This is a genomic window from Saccharopolyspora sp. NPDC002686 (assembly GCF_040295745.1).
GTDB lineage: Bacteria > Actinomycetota > Actinomycetes > Mycobacteriales > Pseudonocardiaceae > Saccharopolyspora > Saccharopolyspora oryzae.
In genome coordinates, this window is sequence record NZ_JBEOVY010000598.1 from 1 (window position 1) to 2280 (window position 2280).

Here is a 2280-nt window from a genome sequence, read left to right on the forward strand (position 1 = left end):
GGTGCACGAGGACGATCGCACCGGCCATCTCGATGGCGACCAGGATGCCGACCAGCGGCAGCAGCAGCCCGATGACCAGGAAGATCCCGCCGACCAGCTCCACCAGCCCGGCGAACCAGGCGGACACCTGCGGCAGCGGGACGTACATCTCGGCGAAGCTGCGCCCGACCGCGTCGAGCCCGTAGTCGAAGACCTTCTGCCAGCCGTGCGCGATCAGGATGATGCCGATGCCGAGCCGGCCGATGAAGGCGAAGAAGTCACGTACCGCGTGCATGGCATGCCCCCTGTCCAGCGACTGGTGACTCCCAGTCTGCTGGCTGCCGGGCCCGCGGTCATCTCGACGCGAGAGCGGGGGTTGGGACGTCGCCGCCCCAACCCCCGTTCCATTGAGGTTCTTCCATCCTGTTCGGGCTTCCGCCAACCGCACCGCCACGCACGACGAGGATGGAAGAACCTCGTTCAGCCCTTGAGGAGCGCGCGGCCCATGACCATGCGCTGGACCTGGTTGGTGCCCTCGTAGATCTGGGTGATCTTGGCGTCGCGCATCATGCGCTCGACCGGGAAGTCGCGGGTGTAGCCGGCACCGCCGAAGAGCTGCACCGCGTCGGTGGTGACCTCCATGGCCACGTCGGAGGCGAAGCACTTCGCCGCGGCGGAGATGAAGCCCAGGTCGGGCTCGCCGCGTTCGGCGCGGGCCGCCGCGAGGTAGACCAGGTTGCGGGCGGCTTCGACCTTCATCGCCATGTCGGCGAGCATGAACTGCACGCCCTGGAAGTCGGCGATCGCCTTGCCGAACTGCTTGCGCTCCTTGACGTAGGCCAGCGCCGCGTCCAGCGCGCCCTGAGCGATGCCCACGGCCTGCGCGCCGATGGTGGGGCGGGTGTGGTCGAGGGTGCGCAGCGCCGTCTTGAAGCCGGTGCCGGGCTCGCCGATGATCCGGTCCGCCGGGATGGTGCAGTCCTCGAAGTACAGCTCGGCCGTCGGCGAACCCTTGATGCCGAGCTTCTTCTCCTTCGGTCCCACCACGAAGCCGGGGTCGTCGGCGTGCACGACGAAGGCGCTGATGCCGTTGGCGCGCTTCTCCTGGTCGGTCACCGCCATCACGGTGTACCACTTGGACTCGCCGCCGTTGGTGATCCAGCACTTGCTGCCGTTGAGCACCCAGTGGTCGCCGTCGAGCCGGGCCCGGGTCTTCATCGCCGCGGCGTCCGAGCCGGCTTCCCGCTCCGACAGGGCGTAGGAGGCCATCGCCTCGCCGGAGGCGATGGAGGGCAGCACCTTCTTCTTGAGGTCCTCGGAGCCGGACAGCAGGATCGGCATGGTGCCGAGCTTGTTCACCGCAGGGATCAGCGAGGACGAACCGCAGACGCGGGCGACCTCCTCGATCACGATGCAGGTGGCGACCGAGTCGGCGCCCTGGCCGTCGTACTCCTCCGGGATGTGCACGGCGGCGAACCCGGATTTGACCAGCGCGTCGCGAGCCTCGCGCGGGAAGCGCTCCTGCTCGTCGACCTCGGCCGCGTGCGGGGCGATCTCCTTCTCGGCCAGGTCGCGGACCGCCTCGCGCAGCGCGTCGTGCTCCTCGGCCAGCTGGTAGGTGCCGAAGTTCGGGTTCACCGGGTGCCTCCTCGTTCCCGCCGCCTTGCCTGGTGGGGGTAGTCCGTCGCGGGTCCGCGCAGCTCGCGGACGGTGTTCTCGGCCGTCATCGTAACGGCACTGAGTGCCACTTACAACGCGGGGCGGTGCTATATTCCGGCCATGCCCGAGGCAGTGACTCCTGCGCCCAAGCCCCGTTCCGGCCGCACTGCGCACGGTCGGCGGAGGGTGCGCAGCGCCCTGGCGCTGGCCGCGCTGGAGCTGTTCGCCGCGCAGGGCTTCGAAGCGACCACCGTGGATCAGATCGCCGATGCGGCCGGTGTCGGCCGGCGCACCTTCTTCCGCTACTTCCGCTCCAAGGAAGACGTGGTGTTCCCCGGGCACGACGAGCGCCTGGCCGAGGTGGTCGAGCTGCTCGACGGCGCCGACCCGGAGGCGGACCCCATGGTGGTGCTCGGGCGCACCGCCGAGGTGGTGCTGGAGATGTACCTGGCCGAACCGGAGGTCTCGCTCAAGCGTTTCGAGCTGACCAGGCAAGTGCCTTCCTTGCGCGACAAGGAGATCGCGAGCATCGACCGCTACCAGCGGGTGTTCGCGCGCTACCTGCGCCAGCGCTACGCGGGGGAGTCCGGCGGGGACCTGCGCGCCGCGGTGGCGGCTGCGGCGGTGGTCGCCGCGCACAAC

At 69.6% G+C, this 2280-nt stretch carries 3 protein-coding genes; 1 reads left to right on the forward strand and 2 read right to left on the reverse strand.

Translation table 11 applies throughout. The annotated features are described in order from the left end of the window. Together ABTZ89_RS38085 and ABTZ89_RS38090 are read right to left on the reverse strand one after the other, a co-directional pair. Positions 1-274, reverse strand: a 274-nt coding sequence (locus ABTZ89_RS38085; RefSeq protein ID WP_351054202.1) for a DoxX family protein, incomplete at its 3' end; no start/stop codon positions are given. A 185-nt stretch (positions 275-459) separates the two neighbouring features. Further along, a complete protein-coding gene (locus tag ABTZ89_RS38090; RefSeq protein WP_351054205.1) occupies positions 460-1617 on the reverse strand; it encodes an acyl-CoA dehydrogenase in 1158 nt (385 codons plus the stop codon). A gap of 141 nt (positions 1618-1758) precedes the next feature. Between ABTZ89_RS38090 and ABTZ89_RS38095 the strand changes: the two genes are divergently transcribed. After that, on the forward strand, positions 1759-2280 hold a 522-nt coding region (locus ABTZ89_RS38095), incomplete at its 3' end, for a TetR family transcriptional regulator (RefSeq protein ID WP_351054207.1).